Source organism: Phormidium sp. FACHB-1136, assembly GCF_014697375.1.
In the GTDB taxonomy this organism is placed as follows: Bacteria; Cyanobacteriota; Cyanobacteriia; order Phormidesmidales; family Phormidesmidaceae; genus Nodosilinea.
In genome coordinates, this window is sequence record NZ_JACJRS010000043.1 from 1 (window position 1) to 18543 (window position 18543).

The 18543-nt window shown below is 57.5% G+C and carries 18 protein-coding genes; 9 read left to right on the plus strand and 9 right to left on the minus strand.

Going from position 1 to position 18543, the window contains the following annotated elements; translation table 11 throughout:
- The first annotated feature begins 271 nt into the window (after positions 1–271).
- On the plus strand, positions 272–3082 hold the full coding sequence (locus H6G62_RS13990) for a diguanylate cyclase (protein WP_190496148.1): 2811 nt from the start codon (positions 272–274) through the stop codon (positions 3080–3082).
- A 57-nt stretch (positions 3083–3139) separates the two neighbouring features.
- Here the strand turns inward: H6G62_RS13990 and H6G62_RS13995 are convergent, their stop codons facing one another.
- Together H6G62_RS13995 and H6G62_RS14000 are read right to left on the minus strand one after the other, a co-directional pair.
- The gene (locus H6G62_RS13995; RefSeq protein ID WP_199324976.1) at positions 3140–4222 is read right to left on the minus strand and encodes a formamidase; all 1083 of its coding nucleotides are present in this window, start codon (positions 4220–4222) and stop codon (positions 3140–3142) included.
- A gap of 97 nt (positions 4223–4319) precedes the next feature.
- Positions 4320–5333: a LysR family transcriptional regulator gene (locus tag H6G62_RS14000; protein ID WP_190496226.1), complete on the minus strand. Its 1014-nt coding sequence runs from the start codon at positions 5331–5333 to the stop codon at positions 4320–4322.
- Positions 5334–5446: 113 nt separating this feature from the next.
- Between H6G62_RS14000 and patD the strand changes: the two genes are divergently transcribed.
- Complete coding sequence (patD, locus tag H6G62_RS14005; protein WP_190496150.1) at positions 5447–5839, plus strand: heterocyst frequency control protein PatD; 393 nt, start codon at positions 5447–5449, stop codon at positions 5837–5839.
- 84 nt (positions 5840–5923) lie between these two features.
- On the opposite strand, the gene H6G62_RS14010 is transcribed toward patD, so the two are convergent.
- The 7 genes from H6G62_RS14010 to H6G62_RS14040 all read right to left on the minus strand — a co-directional run bounded on the left by H6G62_RS14010 (position 5924) and on the right by H6G62_RS14040 (position 11828).
- Complete coding sequence (locus H6G62_RS14010) at positions 5924–7015, minus strand: ABC transporter substrate-binding protein (RefSeq protein WP_190496152.1); 1092 nt, start codon at positions 7013–7015, stop codon at positions 5924–5926.
- A gap of 147 nt (positions 7016–7162) precedes the next feature.
- Positions 7163–7435, minus strand: a complete 273-nt coding sequence (locus tag H6G62_RS14015; RefSeq protein WP_190496154.1) for a hypothetical protein — start codon at positions 7433–7435, stop codon at positions 7163–7165.
- A gap of 160 nt (positions 7436–7595) precedes the next feature.
- Positions 7596–9431 (minus strand): serine/threonine-protein kinase, encoded by a 1836-nt coding sequence (locus H6G62_RS14020; RefSeq protein ID WP_190496156.1) that lies wholly within the window; start codon positions 9429–9431, stop codon positions 7596–7598.
- A gap of 13 nt (positions 9432–9444) precedes the next feature.
- Positions 9445–10107 carry a V4R domain-containing protein gene (locus tag H6G62_RS14025; protein WP_190496158.1) on the minus strand — a complete coding sequence of 221 codons (663 nt, stop codon included), beginning with the start codon at positions 10105–10107 and terminating at the stop codon, positions 9445–9447.
- A 98-nt stretch (positions 10108–10205) separates the two neighbouring features.
- Positions 10206–10727 carry a hypothetical protein gene (locus tag H6G62_RS14030; RefSeq protein WP_190496160.1) on the minus strand — a complete coding sequence of 174 codons (522 nt, stop codon included), beginning with the start codon at positions 10725–10727 and terminating at the stop codon, positions 10206–10208.
- A 97-nt stretch (positions 10728–10824) separates the two neighbouring features.
- Positions 10825–11148, minus strand: a complete 324-nt coding sequence (locus H6G62_RS14035; RefSeq protein WP_190496161.1) for a hypothetical protein — start codon at positions 11146–11148, stop codon at positions 10825–10827.
- Positions 11145–11828: a V4R domain-containing protein gene (locus H6G62_RS14040; RefSeq protein WP_199324977.1), complete on the minus strand. Its 684-nt coding sequence runs from the start codon at positions 11826–11828 to the stop codon at positions 11145–11147. Before H6G62_RS14040 ends, H6G62_RS14035 begins: the two co-directional genes overlap by 4 nt.
- A gap of 515 nt (positions 11829–12343) precedes the next feature.
- Here H6G62_RS14040 and H6G62_RS14045 point away from each other — a divergent pair.
- From H6G62_RS14045 to H6G62_RS14075, 7 genes are all read left to right on the plus strand, one after another.
- A complete protein-coding gene (locus H6G62_RS14045; RefSeq protein ID WP_190496164.1) occupies positions 12344–12547 on the plus strand; it encodes a photosystem I reaction center subunit IV in 204 nt (67 codons plus the stop codon).
- A 252-nt stretch (positions 12548–12799) separates the two neighbouring features.
- Positions 12800–13648 (plus strand): DNA-formamidopyrimidine glycosylase, encoded by an 849-nt coding sequence (locus H6G62_RS14050; protein WP_190496167.1) that lies wholly within the window; start codon positions 12800–12802, stop codon positions 13646–13648.
- A gap of 98 nt (positions 13649–13746) precedes the next feature.
- Positions 13747–13965: an NAD(P)H-quinone oxidoreductase subunit O gene (locus H6G62_RS14055; RefSeq protein ID WP_190496168.1), complete on the plus strand. Its 219-nt coding sequence runs from the start codon at positions 13747–13749 to the stop codon at positions 13963–13965.
- A 51-nt stretch (positions 13966–14016) separates the two neighbouring features.
- Entirely contained in the window at positions 14017–14919 is a 903-nt protein-coding gene (locus H6G62_RS14060; protein ID WP_190496171.1) for a hypothetical protein, read from the plus strand.
- A 924-nt stretch (positions 14920–15843) separates the two neighbouring features.
- A complete protein-coding gene (sds, locus tag H6G62_RS14065; protein WP_190496173.1) occupies positions 15844–16815 on the plus strand; it encodes a solanesyl diphosphate synthase in 972 nt (323 codons plus the stop codon).
- 31 nt (positions 16816–16846) lie between these two features.
- Positions 16847–17827, plus strand: coding sequence for a carbohydrate kinase (locus tag H6G62_RS14070; RefSeq protein ID WP_190496175.1), 981 nt, complete (start codon positions 16847–16849; stop codon positions 17825–17827).
- A gap of 242 nt (positions 17828–18069) precedes the next feature.
- On the plus strand, positions 18070–18537 hold the full coding sequence (locus H6G62_RS14075) for a CYTH domain-containing protein (RefSeq protein WP_190496178.1): 468 nt from the start codon (positions 18070–18072) through the stop codon (positions 18535–18537).
- Positions 18538–18543 lie beyond the last annotated feature (6 nt).

Genomic DNA, 18543 nt, shown 5'->3' on the forward strand with positions numbered 1-18543 from the left:
GAGCCAACTTTGATTCAATCCCATCCCAACTACCAGACCCTCCTGAACTACGGGGTTATCGCCGCATAGACTGGGATCACAGCCTCCTAAATCTGTCCGGAGTGTTGTCTATGGAGTCTTGCCAAGCACTACAGAGTAATCGCCCCCTAGCTGTAAATTTTACGCAAGCTAGCCATCACAGTTTTTTGATTACATTCAATTAAAGTTTATGAAGACTTATCCGCATAAATGCGTAGGCTTAGCAGTATCCTTTGACAGACATTTACTTAAAATGACCCAAGGTGGAGCTAAAAAATTGCAGGGTGGTCAGCATCTCCATAGCCGGATGCGGCCTTGGAGTTGGGATCAGGCCATTGCCGCCGTGGCCCAACAGATCCATCAATCTCGCGATTTGCCCACCCTTTGGCAGACCATTCTGGAGTCGATGCGGTGGCTTTTGGACTGTGATCGGACCTTGGTCTATCAGCTTTCGCCGGATATGGCGGGCCGGGTGGTTGCGGAGGCGGTGCGGGATCCGCAGTGGTCTATTTTGGATCAGGTGGTGCAGGACACCTGTTTTGAGGCGGACTGGCTGAAGGGTTACACAGATCAGCGGGTGTGGGCGGTCAGCGATGTGGCCCAGGCTCAGCTCACCCCGTGCCACGCCGAGTTTTTGGCGGAATTTCAGGTGAAGGCAAATTTGGCGATTCCGGTGCGGTGCGAGTCGCGGCTGTGGGGCTTGTTGATTGCCCATCACTGCACGACCCCTCGGCCCTGGCCCCAGGAGGACGTGGCGGGCCTGCAACAGATGGCCCTCTATGGCGGCATTGCCGTTCAGCAGGCGAGTTTAGCGGCGCAACTCTATGAGGCCAAGGCCCAGTTGGCAATCCAGGCCCAGGCAGAGCAGGGGCCAAACCGCGATGAACGGCTGCGGCTGGCGGCGATTGTGGATTCTTCCCAGGAGGCCATTCTCAGCAAAACCCTGGCGGGCATCATCACCAGTTGGAATCCGGCGGCGGAGCGGCTCTACGGCTATACCGCCCAGGAAATTATTGGCCAATCGGTAAACCGCCTGATTCCGGTGGATCGCCGCCCTGAGGAGGCCCAAATTACCCAAGCCCTGGCCCAAGGGCAGCGCATCGAACCCTACGAAACCCAACGCCAGCACCGGGATGGTCGCATCCTGGATGTGTCTATGACGCTGTCGCCCATTTTTGATGGGGAGGGACGGGTGATTGGCACCTCGACCATCGCCCGCGACATCACGGATAGTCGGCAGATTGAGCTTGACCTGAAAGCTGCCAAGGAACAAATTGATCTCGTCCTTCAGGCTTCTTCGGAGGGGTTCTCAGATTGGGATTTAGTCACCAACAAGATTTATTTTTCACCTCAGTTTAAGGCCATGCTAGGCTATGCCGATCACGAGTTTGAGAACTCCCTAGAAATGTGGAATTCCGTGATTCTCCCAGAAGATGGCGAAGCGTCCTGGCAACTTTTAGAGGATTATAACAATGGCAAAGTGGATCAGTTTTCTATCACCCAGCGGTATCGTCACAAAAATGGCTCCATTATTCATATTCTGACTCGTGCCATCCATCTTAAAAATGCCCAAGAGCAGATGATTCGAATTGTGGGTAGCTACCTCGATATTACCTCCTTGGTGACCACTCAGGAGGCCTTAAAAAAATCAGAAATACAGCTAGCTAGTGTCCTGAATAGTTCTCTGGATGGCATCATGGCCTTCCGTTCGGTACGTGATTGGCAGGGGAGAATCGTTGACTTTGCATGGCTGCTGAGCAACCCGGCGGCCTGTAATATGGTAGGCCGTTCCGGGGATTATTTAATCGGTAAACGCCTGCTGGAGGAAATGCCAGGAAACCGTGAGGAAGGGTTGTTTGATGGCTATGTTCGCACCGTGGAAACCGGAGAACCCTACCAGCGAGAGTTTTACTATAACTACGATGGCGTTGAGTCTTGGTTTGAGGCGGTGGCCGTTAAATTAGAGGATGGTTTTTCCGTGACCTTTCGTAACGTGACAGCCCTGAAACAATCGGAACAGGTGCTCTGCCAACTCAATGCTGAACTGGAAAATCGGGTGGCAGATTTAGCCCAGCGCCACGCCGAAATGGTGACGCTGAATGAGATTGGCGACTTTCTTCAGGCGGCGGCCACGGTGGAAGAAGCCTGCGGCACGATTGCAAATTTGGTGGAGGATCTGTTTCCCCATTGTGCCGGGGGCATTTTCATTACCCGCGAGTCGAACAATCGCCTAGAGAATATCAGCCGCTTTGGGCCATCTCTGCCTTCCCAAGCAGCCTTTGATCCGCACCATTGCTGGGGGTTGCGGCGAGGCCAAATTCACCATGTGGAGGCAGATCGGGCTAGCCTGCGCTGCCAGCATATTCCTGCCGATGCAGCCCTAGGGGCGACCTTCTGCCTTCCCATGATGGCCCAGGGTGAAACCTTGGGGTTGCTCTACATCGCTGCCGAAACCGCCGCCGCCCTGGATGAATCGAAGCAACAACTAGCCCGCACCCTGGCTGAGCAGGTAGGTATGGCCATTGCGAACCTCAAGCTGAAGGAAACCCTGAAGCACCAGAGCATTCGCGACCCCCTCACCGGGCTGTACAACCGCCGCTACCTGGAGGAGGCTTTAACCCAAGAAATGGCACAGGCCGAGCGCAACTCCCACAGTATCGGCGTAATTATGCTAGATATCGACCATTTCAAACGCTTAAACGACACCTTTGGCCACGATATCGGCGATTTTGTCCTGCAATGGGTGGCCAAGCTGCTGCGAGACAATGTGCGTAAATCCGATATCGTCTGTCGCTACGGCGGCGAAGAAATGACCGTGATTCTACCGGAGGCCACCCTGGCCGAAACCGTTGCCCGTGCTGAGCATCTGCGCCACGTCCTCAGCCAGTTGAATCCCCACCACCGGGGCCAAAGCCTGGGAATGCTCACGGCTTCCTTTGGGGTAGCGGCTTTCCCAATCCACGGCAACACCCCCGCAACCCTGATCAAAGCCGCCGATACGGCCCTCTACCAAGCCAAAGACGCCGGACGGAACCAGGTCTTAGCCGCCCAAGGCATAACCTGACTACCCCGCTATCGACGGTAGGGGCGCGGTTGCCGCGCCCATCCCATGCAATGCCAATCAATCCGAATTGAGCACCAATTCCGGCGGCAGTTCTTCCCCTTTGTACCCACGGGTGGGAACCGGAAAGCCGCAGGAGGTACCGTCGGTGTGGATCACCTGATCCTCCCAGGGCAGGCGATAGGCTCCATCTACCATGTCCTGCATGTAGGTGTAGGGGCAGTCTTGGGCACCGCCTTGCACCGCCACATAGCCCCGGTGGCCAAATTGGTAGATGTTGTTCTCCACGCCCCAGTGGATGCGGGCCTCGCGCACCAGGTCGGGCCGCACTTCAGCGGTGATGATTTCGTCGGGGCGGTGGCTGCCCATCACCAGGGGCACACCGTCAAAGTTGACGATCATGCCTTCGCCCATGGAATCAAAGCTGCCGTCGCTGCCGCACATGCACACCGAAGCTGTCACCATCAGGTTACAGAAGGCATTGGCCTGGTTGGTAATCTGCCAAGAATGGCGAATGGGGGCCGTGTAGCCTGCGGTGCGAATCATGATTTCGGCCCCTTTGTAGGCGCATTCCCGCGCCATTTCCGGGAACATGCCATCGTGGCAGATAATCAGCGCAATCTTGCTGCCGTTGGGGCCATCGCAGACGGGGATGCCTAGATTTCCAGGTTCCCAGGGTTCTACGGGCACCCAGGGATGCAGCTTGCGGTAGTAGAGCTTCAGTTCTCCGGTGTTGTCGATGATGAGGCCGCTGTTGTAGGGGTTGCCGTCGGGGTTGTATTCCATAATCGAAAAACAGCCCCAGATGTCGTTGTCGATGCAGGCTTGGCGAAAAGCGGCGACCTCTGGGCCATCCAGCCGACACATAATCGCTGGGTTGGTGTCCATGGAAAGCCCATGCAGGGAATATTCCGGGAACACCACCAAATCCATGGAGGGCATATTGCGGCGGGCTTTGCCGACCATCTCGCAAATCCGCTGGGTTTGGGCCGCGAGGTCTTCCGGCGTAACCACCGTGGGCAACTGCAACTGCACCATCCCCAGCACCACCCCATTGGGAGATTTGTTGAGACCACCCAGTCCGCTCATGCCTTTGACCTCGAAACGACAGCCTTCATCTTCCACCGGGGCTGATCCCGTCACTGTAGCCAATGCAACGATATTGGGGGCCGTATGCTGCGCTACTGATGGGTTGACTGACCGATTAGGAACGCGAATTCCCAAGGTCTTAGCAGATTCCTTAGCCCTTAACCGTTAGCTTTTCGGGGGTCGCGGCCCCACCGTTGGCGGGGTTGATGACCCCTGAGGCGGTGGCGAGTTGGGCCGAATAGTGGCTAATACCGGGGAGGCATTTTTCCACCATGGCGTGGCTTTCTTCGAGGAGGTAGGTCAAAAAGGCTTGGGAAACCACGGACAGTTGCTTACCCGCCAAACTGGCCACATACCAATGGCGCTCGATGGGGAAATGCTCGATATCAAGGATGGCGAATTCGCCGTTAGTGCCCTCGGAAATGATCGTGTGGAGGGACAGCACAGATACCCCTAATCCTCCGGCAATGGCCTGTTTAATGGCTTCATTGCTGCCCAGCTCCAGGCGCACTTTTACACCGACATCATGCTCGGCGAAGAGTTTTTGTACGGCGTGGCGGGTGCCCGAACCGGGTTCTCGCATGATGAACTGTTCGCCATTGAGGGCTTGGATGGGCACCTTGGTTTTGCCCGCCAGGGGATGGTCCTTTGGCCCAATCACCACCAGGGGATTTTCTAAAAAGGGATGAATGTTCAAGTCGGGCTGCTCTGGCGGCGAACTGATGATGTAGAGATCATCGTCGTTGTTGGCCATGCGCTCCTGGATATTTTGGTGGTTGGTCACCTTGAGGGAAATATCAATGCCGGGGAAGCGTTGGCAGAATGGCCCCAGCAGCCGGGGCACAAAGTATTTCGCAGTGGTGATCACAGCGAGGCGGAGTTGGCCCTGTTTCAGCCCCTTCAGGTCTGAGATGGCCATCTCAAATTGATCGAGGCCACTAAAGATTTCTTGGCAGGTTTCTAACAGTTTTTGGCCCGCTTGGGTGAGATAGAGGCGTTTGCCGATTTGCTCAAAGAGGGGCAGACCTACCGCCTTGGTGAGCTGCTTTACCTGGATAGAAACCGTGGGCTGGGTGAGGTAGAGTTCTTCCGCAGCGCGGGTAAAGCTGCCGTGGCGGGCCGTGGCTTCAAACACTTTGAGCTGGTGTAGCGTGGCATGGATCAACGTTCTGCCTCCCTGGTGGGCCAACGGACTTTTCTATAGAGCTGATTCTATCAAATTATTGGCATATGTCATAAATATTCTATGATTTTACGGTGATCTCCAGTCCTATATCAATGCCTTCACCCAGTCAGACCTTCCAGGCGTACCTCTCTGTCTTGATCGCCCTCTGCCAGGGGACAAACCCCGATGTGAGGGAGTTGCAGGGGAGATTCCTGACGGTTCAGCAATGGTTTCAGCAGCAGATCTTGCCCCTAGCCACCGACAGCCATCCCGCCCTTCAGCCCCTGATCACAGAGATGAACCGCACCCTTCGGTTGGTAGCCATGGATGTGGCCTTTTTGCAAACCGCCCGCCAGCCTATCACTCGCCAGCAGCGGCAGCGGCAGATGTTGACCAAACTTGCGCAGATTGAAACCTTTGCCACCTCGATCCAGCAAGCCCTTGATGGACAAAAAAGCCCCGAACCTTCAGGCCAGGGCTTTGATCAGGCATCCTCTAACGATTAGACGAATCCTCAGTAGGGCCATGCCAAATTCGAGTTGGCAACTTCCGATGACCTACCGAACAAACCGGAGGGGCGAGGGCTCCTCCTAGGGCATCCGATCCGCTTGGGGAGGCAGGAAGCTGGGGTCAAACACGGCCTCAACGCTGGGCGTGGTGGTAAGGCCAAAGCCCTCCGTGACCTGGGCAATGGTGGCTTCTAGACGCTCTGGATCTACGCCACCGAGGCCAATGGTGGCGGTTTCTGGCCCGGTGAACAGGCGCTCTATGGCAATCTGCATCCGCTCAGCCTCGATGGTGGTGTCAAAGAGTTCGTCATCGGCGTACTCAGTCACCACGGCCAAGGCGGCTTCGGGGTCAGCCAGGGTGTCCTTTAAGCCTTTGATGTAGGCAGCCACAAAGCCCCGCACCACCTCCGGGTTGGCTTCCAAGAACTCCTTACGCACAATTAGGGCGTTGCCATAGAGGTCTAGGCCATGGTCGTTGTAGTAGAACACATTGAGGTCTTCCTGGGGCAGACCTAGCTTCTGGTTCAGCACAGGCAGGCAGGAGATGGAGAAGCAGGAGATGCCATCTGCGTTATTTTGGGCCAGCATACTTTCCCGCAGTTGGGGTTCCACATTCGTCCAGGTCACGCTGTCGGCCTCTGCGCCTACTTCCTTAGCCAGCACGGGCCACAGTCGCCGTGGCCCATCCCCCGCCGGAGCCGCCAGATTAGCCCCACCCAGCTTGGCGGGTTCGCTGAACTCAGAATCGGCCTTGGTGACAATCACAAAGGGGGAACGGTTGAACTTAATCGCTACCGCCACCAGTTGTTGATCGGGGTTTTTCTCGTTGAATTCCATCATCGAGTACATATCCCCTTCGCCGATATCGTACTGTCCGGCGGCAACTTTGGTGATCGAATCGGCGGAACCAAAGCCGCGCTCGAAGGTGACATCAAGGCCTTCTTCGGCAAAATATCCCTTCTCTAGGGCAATGGCGAGGGGCGCATCCACCCCCTGAAACAGCCAAGACAGGGTGAACTTAACCGGGGTGAGGTCTTCGGTGCTGGGCGCGGCGGCTTCGGTGGTGGTCTCTGCGGTATCGGTGGTTGTCGCCTCTGGGGTGCCTGCACAGGCAGCCAAGGTCAGAGAAGCGGCCAGCAAAAGCGAACCCAGAAGGGGGCGAAATGGGGTCATTGTTCAACGATCTCCGTTACCAAAACGTGACTAAAAACCTTAACCTAATCTAAATCTGGTTCTAGATATAGAGGCTGTATGCGGAGAAATGAGTAGCCTGGGCTACGGATTCCCCCGCAGGGGTGCGGTGCCTGAGCCCAAACCCTACTAAGGGGCGGGTTGTTCGGGAACACCGATCAGGTTGAAATGGTGCATCACCCACACCACGCCCGTGGCCGTGAGGGCACCGATGATCAGGCCCGTGCCCAGCAAAATGAGGAAGGCCCGCTGAAGGTCGCGCTTCATGCCGGGGCTGGGGGCTTCCGTGGAAGGCTGTTCTGGGTTTTCCGGGCCTTTGGGCAGGCGATCCGCTAGGGGGGTGGGAGGGCGAGACCCATGGGTAGCGTCGTCGGCATCGGGGAACAGGGAGGGATCGGTCATGGGGAGATCCGGTATGGGGGCAGAGGGGAGACTAAATCCGGCTGGTTTATTCCCGGTATCATCAGCGGGCGAGGAGACCTCGCCCCTACGGTGGGTCAGGCCAGAAAGCGGGGTATTCCAGGGGGGAAATGGCCTTTCCCATCACCGCCCTAAAGTAGCCCTAAAAGACTAAATCTAGACCGAGGCGAGCCAAATCTAGGCTGTAGAGGCGGCTGTGATCGCCATCGGGCACCGCCCAGAGAAACTGACTGGGGGATCGCTGCACCATGGCCGTGGGACAGGGCAAGTCGGTGACCCGGTTAATAATTTGCCCTTCCTCGTTCATCAGCGACAGGTGCCCCTCGGTGTCGAGGAGGCCATAGCCCACGGAGGTTTCAAAAATCCAGCGCGGTTGGATGTCGGCTCGGTAGCGCACCATCCGCAGCGGTTTGAGATCGACCACAAGCAGTGACTGGGGCTGATCGACCTCCAGGGCCAAATAGCGGTAGGGACGGCGAGTGGGCACCAGGTTATAGAGGGGCACAGGCAGCGAGACTGGCCCTAGGTAATGCCCCCGCCGAGTGACCAGATAAACAAAGGTCTTTTGCGGTTGCTGCACCACCAGCCCTAGATGACGGGTATCGAGGGCTTGCAGGGCGACAATGCGGCCCTCGGCGATGGGGATAGACACTCGGCAGGCCGCTGAGATTTTAACGGGAGCCTGGGACGGACTGCGCAGATGGCGGATGAGGAGATCGGCGGTGGCGGGCTGGGGCTGTTGGACGGTGGCAAACCAATGCCCGTTGGGGGCCACGGCCACCTGGATGGGGCGGGTTTCCTGGGCGATGCGACCTAACCCGTGGGAAATGGAGAGGAGGTGGAGGGAGGTGGGGGTGGTCAGCATCCCCCCCTGGGGAATGGGGACAAATCGCTGCACTGGCCCAGAGAGCGTAAAGCCCTGGGTGGGGCCAGGGGGGGCAGAAATCCCCTGCTCTGGCCAGTGGTAAAACCAAACGTGATCCTGGTGGGCGGTGATCAGCAGGCGGGGCTGGGTCGTGGACGTATCGTCCGGGGTTGGGGGTTGAGGATCGGGAACGGGCAGGGAGGTCAACCCCATCACCGTGATGGGATGGGGCATGGCCACCCAGGGCAGATCGGGGGCGGGCACCGCATCGGGCAGCACCTTTCCCCCCAGGGGCATGGCCGCAATTTGCCCCGTTTGGCAGGCTTGGTAGACTTGCCCAATGGCTTGGCGCATGGCCTGGGCACTTTGGTAGCGTTTGGGGGCCAGCTTTTGGAGCGATTGGGCCACCACCGCCCGAATCGGGGCAGGCAAATCCTCAGGAATGTCGGGGACTTGGTTCATATGGGCCACCATCAACTCCATGGGCGTACCTGAAAAGGGGCGTTTGCCCAGCAGCATTTCGTAGAGGATAACCCCCACGGCATAGAGGTCGGAGGTGAGGGGGTGCTGGTTGTAGAAGCGCTCTGGGGCCATGTAGGCGGGCGATCCGGAATGGCCCATTTGCGACTCATTCACCTCCTGGCTGAGGCGGGCGATGCCAAAATCAGAAATTCGCGCCACCCAGCCCCGTGGGGTGAGGGTGAGTAGAATGTTTTCGGGCTTGATATCACAGTGCACAATGCCCTGCTGGTGGGCGTGGGCCAGCCCCGATAGAATATCCAGCACCAAGCCCAGCATCTCCTCCCAAGACAGCACAATGTCGCTCTCCAGGATGGATCGCAGGGTGCCCCCCTCGCAGTAGTCCATCACCAGGTAGCGCCCATTGGCGGAATGCTCTAGGGCTTGGCAGGTAACGATATTGGGATGCTCTAGGCTCAGCAAAAACCGTAGTTCCCGCAGAAACTTGTGGGTTGGGAACCGATCCTTATGCAGATACTTGAGAGCCACCATCTCACCCGTTGTGCGGTGGATGGCGCAATAAACCTGACCAAACTGCCCGTGGCCCACCAGCCCAAGCAGTCGATAGTGGGATCGTCGGATGGGGCGGGTCATAGCCACGCGATTCTCAGCCCTGCTGCACTAAGGCTTGCATAATACTTTGGTGGGATTGCCCATTGGCCACCAGGGCGGCGGCGGGTTGTAGGCGCTTTCCTAGCCCCAGCACAAAGCGGTTGGCATCATCGCCTCGGGTGGTGCAGCTCGTTTGCACACAGGTCAGCTCGCGCCCGGTCAGTTGGCTAAAGAAAATTTCTAAAATGCCCCGATCCAGATCGGCGGAGGGGGTTTGGCTGGCGGGGGCGGCGGCGGTAAAGGGGGAGTGGGTAATCTCAATACTCAGAAACCCCTGATCGCGGTAGGTAATATCAAGCTGAATTTGGCCCCAGCCGTGGGTCTTCCAGCACTGCTGAAGGGATTGCAGAAACTCAGCCATAGAGAGGTTGGCGAGGGGTTGGCTGTAGTAGTCGGCCAGTTCTTCGCAGAAGCGGGCATAGAAGTTCTTGCCCCACCAGCGACCACAGTTGTACAGCACCAGCTTTGAGGCTTGGCCCGTTTCCTTTTCCAGTCCGGCATAGATGGCTTGCAGCAGCGGTTCTGGAATGGCGAGGAGGCGATCCCCCCGGCGGTTTTCCAGCAAGCCTAGCTCAGTAGATCCGCGCACATAGAGATCCTGGGCAAAGTAGTTGCCCGGTAGGCGACCATCAACAAGTAGATCGGCAACGGAGACCATAGGATTGATTCCCTCACAGGTATGGTGGACGGGGATGGGGGGACGGGTTCAGACCAGCCTGACTCCCAGGGGAGACCAGAGCAAACGGCCCAGGGAGCCTAGAGCAACCCCGCCAGGGGATCGAGTTCTGGCACCGCCGCCGCTGGCACTGGGGCCGAGGAGGCATGGCCCAGCATCAAATCGCGAGCCTTGGTCATCCCTGGTTTCAGCAAGTTCATCTGGGCCGGGGTCAGCACCTTGGCCAGTTGTTGTTCCAGCAGTTGAAACAATTGCTGATCGAGAGCCTGGGTTTCGTGGGCCTGCACCATCTCCGGTAGCCACCCCTGCAACCGTCCTTCCACAAAGGCGCTGTCGTCGAGCAGCATGGCCATGGCCACGTAGCGCAATGCCATCAGGCCATGGCGCACACTGCGTTCCACCTTGGCCTCCGGTTCCTGGGTGCGCTGCTGAAGGGCGTCGGCAATGGGCTGCATAATGGCGATTTCCTGATCGCGCAGGATGCGATACACCGCAATGCGCTCCGGGATTGAGCTCACGTACTGGCTCAACATCGTCAGGGCGTTGGCATCGAGGTAGGGTTTCTCAGCGCTTTCAAACAGGCTGTCGAGTTTGAACGTCATGGTCCGATCCTTCAATGAGGCGTGAATGAGGCGAGGCGTGAATGAGGCGTGCAGGGCAGAAGACTAGGGACTAAGGGGGCCGATGCGGGCCATGGATCTAGCCAAACAAGCTAGAGAAATCGTCTAAGGTGAGATCGTCACTGGGGGTGTCGGTGGTGGGGGCCGGAGCCTCCATGGGGGCAATGGGCACGCCGATGGTGGGCTTGCCCTCCCAGGACATCATCTCGAAGAACTGGCCGACGGTCATTCTCAGAGGCGAGTCGCCCCCCAGCCCAGAACTGGCCGTGCCGCTAGTGCTATCGGCCCGGTGGGTGATCATGCCGTTCCAGTTCACCCCTTCAAAGAAGGCTTGGACGGTTTCCTTCATCCAGGGGTGGGGGCTATTGTGGCCATTGGTGGCGGTTAGGGTCGCGGAAATCATGCGCCACCTTCCCCGGCCCGTAGGCGCTTCTCAATGTCGCGGGCGTTGGCCCCTTCGTTCATCCAGAAGGCGGCGGCGTCAATGCGTTCGCGGCCCCCCAGCAGGAATTTGCAGTAGGTTTCGCCCATGGAATAGCACTGAATCTCGATGCAACTCAGTTGTTTGCGCACCATTTCGGTGAAAAATCCGGCAAACAGCCCCGCATAGATATGGCAGACGGGCTTACCCACATCTCCTAGGGTACGGGCCACCGCCGAATCGAACAGGTTGATGAACATAAAGCCCTGCTTACGGTCGCTCATGTCTACCTCCCAGCGGCCCCAGCCTTGGGAAATGAAGGGCCACCACCAGGTTTCTAGCAGGAACATCAGGTTGGCTCGCCGGGGGCTCATGGAAAATTCCTTCTCAAACCAGCGCTCAAAGTGCAGGGAGTCCAACTTACCCCACTCCAGGCCCACGGTATACATGATGGCGGCGGAGGCATCTCCCACTTCCTCCTGAAGCCCCTCCAACAGACCAATGATGAAGTCTTCACTGGTCAAGACATTGCGGGTGTCGTTCCAGTCTGTGATGGTGCCTTGATCGGGATTGAACTGGAAAAAATCCTTGAGCGCATAGTGGTTATGCTTCTTCGGAAATTTTTGGTGCAGACGGTGGGCGGTCTCTGGGGTCATAACCATGATCTATCCAGCCTTGAAGGACGGTTCTCACTGCTATAAGTAATGTGCCCACGCAGGGCCAGAATTAACAGGGGTTTTAATCATTATTGATGCTAACGCCCAATCTCCCATTCCGACCAATGCCTCAGAGTGAGGGGTATTTGGCGATCCCAGCCCCTTGCCCGTCCCCAGGTCATCCCCCATCTGACACAAAACTTATCGCGACCTGCCAGACTTAGCCCCCGGATGGCCCCCGCCCCCGCCCACCCCTCACATGGGGCAAACCCTAGTCAGATCACCCCGGATGCATGGGATTGGCCACCCGCTGCGACGACCTAGGGATCCAAACCTTGATGCTGCAACAAAACTTAAACCCCGCTGTCCCACGGGAACTGTGCAGTCGTAGTAATCTGTTGAACGTGGAAGTCAACCCTATTGAGGTTCTCGCTCGGTTCTTGTCGGTAGACCAAGACCAGTCAAGGGTTTGAACCTTAATAGATTGTCATAAATACTTGGTTTTCAAGAGGGCATTATTTATGGTTCAACGCGGTTCTAAGGTTCGGATTCTCCGCAAAGAGTCCTACTGGTATCGGGATGTGGGTACCGTGGCCACCATTGACCAAAGCGGCATCAAGTATCCCGCCGTGGTTCGCTTTAGCAAGGTGAACTACTCTGGCATCAACACTAACAACTTTGCACTCTCTGAACTGGAAGAAGTGGAAGCGCCCAAGGGTAAGTAAGCTTATCCCCGGATGGCGTCCCACGCTCACGATTACCCCATCACCCTTGCAGCCCACGCTCTATCCCACCCTTGGCCGATGGTCTCGGTGGGGCTGAGCTAACGCTGTAGGGGTGTTGTTTTTGAGAGGGGCAACCTGAAGGCGAGCCGATGGGGAACCCTTGCCCCTGCGGGGTTGGGGCAGGAGGGTGGAATTTGGATGGAGCCTAGGGTTAGGATCAACCTGGTTAAACCTTGTCTGCTGGAGAATCCTGTGCCCGAACTGCCGGAAGTTGAAACCGTTCGCCGGGGGCTGAATCGCGTTACCCTGCATCGGTCTATCGTAAGGGGTGATGTGTTGTTGGCCCGCACCCTCGCCTATCCCGACCGCCCAGAGGCATTTTGGGCCGGACTGGTCAACACCCATCTCACCGATTGGCAGCGGCGGGGCAAGTATTTACTAGGGCAGTTGGCTCAGAACGATGGCAAAGCAGCGGGCTACCTGGGGGTGCATCTGCGGATGACCGGACAATTGCTCTGGGTCGATCCGATGGAACCCGTGCCCACCCATTGTCGAGTGCGGTTTTTTTTAGCCGATCACCACGAACTGCGCTACATCGACCAACGTACCTTTGGCCGTCTGTGGTGGGTGCCGCCCGACCAGGAGCCCGCGTCGATCATCACCGGACTGCAAGCCCTGGGGCCAGAACCCTTTGACGAAACTTTTTCCCCCACCTACCTCAAGCAACGCCTTGCCCACAGCCGCCGCCCGATCAAAAACGCCCTGTTGGATCAATCCCTGGTGGCGGGCATCGGCAACATCTACGCCGACGAAGCTCTGTTCCTCAGCGGTCTGCGCCCCACCGTGCTCTCTTGCCAAACTGGCCCCCGCCGCCTTGCCCAACTGCACCAAGCCATCCTAGACGTGCTCACCACCAGCATCGAATCCGGCGGCACCACCTTCAGCGACTACCGCGATATCTACGGCGTCAACGGCAACTACGGCGGCGTTGCCTGGGTCTACGACCGAGAAGGACAACCCTGCCGCCGCTGCCAAACCCCCATCCAGCGCATCAAACTAGCCGGACGGTCGGCCCACTACTGCCCCCAATGCCAGCGGTAGAGGCGATACAATCAGGTAGCGCACTGATTGCGCCGACTGCGTCGATTGCGTCGATGACACCGATTACACTCATTATTCAGAACCATCCAGGACAGACCATGGCAGCCACTCTTAAACGCGGTGATTTAGTCAAAGCCCTGCGAGACAAACTGGAAAACAGTCTCGAAATCCAGGCCAGCGATCCTCGCCTTCCCCCCTACCTGTTTGAAACCAAAGGGGAAATTGTGGACATCAACGACGACTATGCCCTCGTCAAGTTTGGCCATGTGCCCACCCCCAACATCTGGCTGCGGCTCGACCAATTGGAGAAGGCTTAACCCAGTTACCCAACCCCATCGCCCAACCCTAGCTAGGAGTGTGGTCACACCATGCCGACCGATGCGACGTTTCCTCCAGACCTGCTCAAGGGCGACCTTCTGCGCCTAGTGCCCATCGATCTTGATACAGCGGACTCCCTCGGCCCGATCACCGAGGTCTGGGTCGATCCGCGCCGTCATCGGGTGATTGGGGTGGGCTGTGGGGGTGGGTTGGGCCGTCGCAGTACTCGATTCCCGTGGGTTCGGGTGCTGTCGATTGGTCACGATGGCCTGGTGCTGAGGGGATCTATCCCGCAAACACCCGATCCAGAAGACACCGCCCTAGAGGACGGGATAGCCCTCGGCGAGGTCGAAGTGTGGTCTGACCACGGAGATCGCCTGGGGCACCTGATCGACTATCGGTTTTCCCCCAGCGATGGGGCCATTCTGCAATACCACTTCAGCACCACGGCCCCTCAGGACTTAGCCCCCGGTCTCTATGCCATCCCGCCGGAATCCGTGATCAGTCTGGGCCGTCGCCGTATGATGGTGGCCCACACCGCCCTCGCCCAAGCCAACCGTTTAGGCGATCCTGTGTCACCCCATGCCGCCACGTCCCGATCTCCCCTAGAGGCACTGCCCCTCGATCAGGTGATGGATCACCTCCCCGACCCTAAACAAACCTGGGACGCCACCCTCGATAAAACCCGCCAAGCCCGCGCCCAACTGTCCGAGCAGTGGCAGGAACAAGGGCACCGTCTGCAATCGGAGGCCCAGCAGCGCCTAGGGCATTGGCTAGGAGATGTGAAAAAGCGCACCCGCCACCTGCGCCACCAGATTCGGGAAACGGTTTCCGATGTCACCGCTGGTCTGCCTACCCCACCCCAAACGCGGCAGAAAACGCCCCCACCCATTATTGATGTGGATGCCACAGAACTCTGGGAAGATGACGCTCCACCGCCGCCTAGCCACTAGAAACCGCTGCCAGGAAAATTTCAGGCTGCGGAGACTTGGCGATCTACAGGCAGGGATTGGGCGATCTACGGAACCTAGGTGCGACTCGATCCGGTTGAACGCCTAGACCACCACAGCAGCACACCATACACCAAGAGCAAATAGGCTACGGCCAGAACGGGAATCATCAAAGTAGTGGTATTCACGGCGATGACAGTCACAACGGATGAGTGAAATAGGGAGGAGCTAAGCAACAGCACAGAACTCAACTCAGGGAGGTCACCTATGGCCCGTTATCACCGTTATTGCAACGCCCAGAACTTACCGATTTCTCTGCATCGAAAAATCAGCCTGCGAAGATAGCAATGATCACAGGGTTGCCCAAAATCAGCCTCAGGGTCTTGGCAATGAACGCCAGACCTCAGGCTCCCTTGAGCGCATAGCACCTATGAGTTGTAGCGGCATTTATCCATCGCATGAAACACCTGACAACCTAAGGACAGTCTGCACTGCCGCAAATACGGCTGAGACCGACGAGCACTTAGATCGCAACGCTGGCAACCCGTGGCTGAAACACCCAAAAGCTACCCAATATCAGGTTGACGACAATGGAAAAATAAGAAACCTAAGCCGCTTACTTTGGAAAAGTCTTACTTTGTATCCTAACACGCGATTCCCTCACTGGGAGCGACATTGAGGAATTCGATGCCAGGTATTGATCAGGGTTGGATATCCCATTAGATATGGCCTAAATTGAGGGGTGGAACTCTCCACGGATCGTGCTTTTTTCCCATTTTGACGGACTTTAGGGAATAACCCCCGAATCTGGGCAAAATTGCCTCCACTAAAATCGAGGCGCAATCCCACCACATCTCCAGGGGTTAGCTTAAAATAACGGTAGACTATGTTAAAAAACGTAACTATATTCGCCTCCCTCGGCTGTCCATGACTTCAGTAACCTCCCTTTTCGCGCCGGTTGAGACCGATCTTGACCTCCTCACCCACAACCTCAAGGGGTTGGTGGGGGCACGGCATCCGATTCTGTCCGCCGCCGCTGAACATCTCTTTGGGGCCGGGGGCAAGCGTCTTCGTCCGGCCATTGTGCTGCTGTTGGCTAAAGCCACCATGGCCAATCAGGAGATTACGCCGAAACATCGACGACTGGCCGAGATCACCGAGATGATCCACACCGCCAGCCTAGTACACGATGACGTGGTGGACGAGTCTAGCGTGCGGCGGGGGGTGCCTACCGTCCACAGTCGGTTTGGCAATCGCATTGCGGTGCTGGCGGGGGATTTTCTCTTTGCCCAGTCCTCTTGGTACCTGGCCAACCTGGACAACCTGCGAGTGGTAAAACTGCTGTCCCAGGTGATTATGGACTTGGCTGAAGGGGAAATTCAGCAGGGGCTGAACCGCTTTGATACCAGCCTTTCCATTGAGGCTTATCTCGAAAAGAGCTATTTCAAAACAGCCTCATTGCTGGCCAATAGCGCCAAGGCGACGGGGGTGCTCAGCGATATTTCCGAAGTCACCATTAACCAGCTCTATGCCTACGGTCGTCACCTGGGGCTGGCCTTCCAAATTGTGGACGACATCCTCGACTTCACCAGTTCCGACGAGGTGCTGGGCAAACCCGCCTGTTCCGACCTCCGTAGCGGCAACCTCACTGCCCCCGTGCTCTACACCATGGCCGAGCAACCCTTCCTCGCCACCCTGATTGAACGGGAATTTGCCGAGGCTTCAGACTTTGACCAGGCCATTGAGCTAATTCACCAGGGCAACGGCATCCAGAAATCGCGGGATTTGGCGGCAGAGCAGTCCCGTCTGGCGGTGGAATGTTTGGCTTCCCTGCCCCCCTCGGCGGCCAAGCAAGCCCTCCAGGATATTGCCGACTACGTGCTGCGGCGGGTATTCTGAGCCCTAGGGCAACCCTTTACCACCCTGTACCATGGCCCCACAGGTCGTTTGCTTGGGCGAGGCGCTGATTGACCGGATTTTTGACCGTCGCGAGGGTCAAAGTCCTGAGGTTCCCTTTTGGGCCGACCACCCCGGCGGGGCTCCGGCGAATGTGGCGGTGGCCCTAGCTAAGTTGGGCACCCCCTCAGCCTTGGTCGCCTGCCTGGGCACCGACCCCCAGGGGCAGCAGGTGGAAGCGGCTTTGCAGGAAGCTGGGGTGGACTGTGCCGCGTTGCAATGGACATCGGCCCACCCGACCCGTGTGGTGCTGGTGAACCGAGATGCCCAGGGAGAACGCACCTTTGTGGGGTTCAGCCTGCCCGACCCCAGCCGCTTTGCCGATGCCTACCTAGAGGCTGAGCAGATTGACTTCGCCAGCTTTGAATCCGCGCAATACCTCGTCATGGGTACCCTGGGGCTGGCCTACGGAAGCCTGGGACAGAGTATGCGAACCGCCTGGGCCTGGGCCAAGCAGAACGGCGTCATCACCGTGATTGACCTCAATTGGCGACCGATGTTTTGGCCCCAACCAGAGCAGGCGATTCCCCTAATCCAGACCTTTTTAGCTGGGGTAGATATTCTCAAGCTGAACCGGGAGGAGGCAGATACCCTGTTTCAGACCGATCAGGTGGAGGCGGTTCAAGCGCGTCTATCGGCCAAATTGGTACTGCTGACCGATGGGGCCAAAGGGTGCCACTACGCCACCGCCACCCTCAGCGGCTACGTCCCAGCCTATATTGTGGATTGCGAAGACAGCACTGGGGCGGGAGATAGCTTTCTCGCCGGATTTCTCCACCAACTGACCCATCAAGGAATGGATCTCTTGGAAAATGAAGATCCCTTGCGATCCGCCGTGCAGTATGCCAGTGCCGCCGGAGCGCTTACCGCCACCCAGCCCGGAGCCATGACCGCCCAACCCAACGCCAGAGCCGTGGAAGCGTTTCTGTACCTCCACAATCAACTGATGACCTAGGACAATCCAGGAAAGATCGGTTCAGCAATTCTCAGTATGACTAGGCTGGCGAATAAAATACCGCTCAGGCTGAGCTGTGAGCCTGTCGAACAATCGAAGCCTTTTCACCCTTCGACAGGCTCAGGGCGAACGGCCAATTTGCCAAAATGAGAATTGCTGAGATCGGTTAGATCGCCTGGTTTCTCTGCTCAATGGCGGCTACCCACATTCCATAATGGGGGTGAACGCGGTGGAGCAAATCCATGGGACAGGAAATTGAGCGGAAATTTTTAGTCGTCAACCATCACTGGCGTACCGATGACCCCGGCCAGCGACTGCGCCAGGGCTATATTCCCACCCAAGATGCCCGCACCGTCCGGGTTCGGGTGGTGGGAGAACAGGGCTATCTTACCCTAAAGGGGCCATCAGTGGGGATGGTGCGCCCAGAATTTGAGTACCCGATTCCCCTAGAGGATGCCGAGACAATTTTGTCTACCCTCTGCCAGCCGCCGCTGATTGAAAAGCAGCGTTATCGCATTCCCCTGGGCGATGTGGTGTGGGAGGTGGATGAGTTCTTTGGGGCCAACGCAGGGTTAATCGTCGCCGAAGTGGAACTAGCTTCTCCTGATCAGCCCGTGCCCCTGCCCGATTGGATTGGGGAAGAGGTGACCTATGATCTACGCTATAGCAACTCCAACTTGGCCCGCCAGCCCTTTACCGAGTGGAGCTAGCTTAGA